This window comes from Oleiphilus sp. HI0117, assembly GCF_001635235.1.
The window spans coordinates 1-798 of the sequence record NZ_LWGA01001093.1 but is presented as its reverse complement, the minus strand read 5'-3'; the positions used below and the strand labels follow the sequence as shown (position 1 = coordinate 798).

Here is a 798-nt window from a genome sequence, read left to right as displayed (position 1 = left end):
TCGGCATTGCCGGTCGGGTTAATGAGGCCTGCATTGACGGTTGATGCAGCAAACAGCAGACTGCTGACAGCAATGATTTTCTTTAGCATTTTCTTTCCTGGTTTGGTTTTAGCCTTTCCATCGTGCTTGTGCTTTTTGGAAGAACTATTCATAAACAATGACTTCAGTGTATAGGCTGTTCTTAGGTTTTAGTAATGGGCATAGGCGGATTTGACTAGATTTCACAACTTGCTTACAAGTCTTTACCTGATGTATAGAAAACTCACGTTTAGGCCTGATCTAGGCTGACAATAGAAAGATTTTCAAGATACCTAATTGTTTGACCTAGATCATCTCGTTTGGACTAAGGCTCATATAAAGTGGAGCTATGAAAAGATGATAAAAAACAATCCCTCTAAGGAGATATATATCTATGTTAGAAAAGCACGATCTAGTTCATGAGTTGCCAGAGCACAAAGAGACTATTCATAACCTCAAGATGAGTGATAACCACTTTGCTCGTTTATTTGATGAGTATCATGATAAGGATCATGAAGTACACAGAATCGAGACCGGTGCAGAAAACACCTCTGACGAGTATCTTGAAAAGTGTAAGAAAGAGCGCCTTAAGCTAAAGGACGATTTGCTTGCGATTATCAAGAAAACAACAGCTTAATATTTAGCTTAGTTTGTTATCAAGCCCGGTTACTTAATCGGGCTTTTTTAGTTTAGCGTTGGCAGATATATTCGAACCCTTACCTGTCGTGATTAGCTCAGGCTGATAGCAATAGGGTCCTCGCTAAGGGGCGGTAAATAGTC

Annotated in this window: 1 protein-coding gene; it reads left to right on the top strand. The window is 39.8% G+C overall.

Features of this window, described 5'->3' with window-relative positions; all coding sequences use genetic code 11:
* Nucleotides 1–412: 412 nt before the first annotated feature.
* Nucleotides 413–655 (top strand): YdcH family protein, encoded by a 243-nt coding sequence (locus A3757_RS19605; RefSeq protein ID WP_068513965.1) that lies wholly within the window; start codon nt 413–415, stop codon nt 653–655.
* Nucleotides 656–798: the final 143 nt, after the last annotated feature.

Coding starts and splice junctions, on each gene's coding strand:
- A3757_RS19605 (WP_068513965.1), top strand. CDS start 413: ATGTTAGAAAAGCACGATCTAGTTCATGAGTTGCCAGAGCACAAAGAG.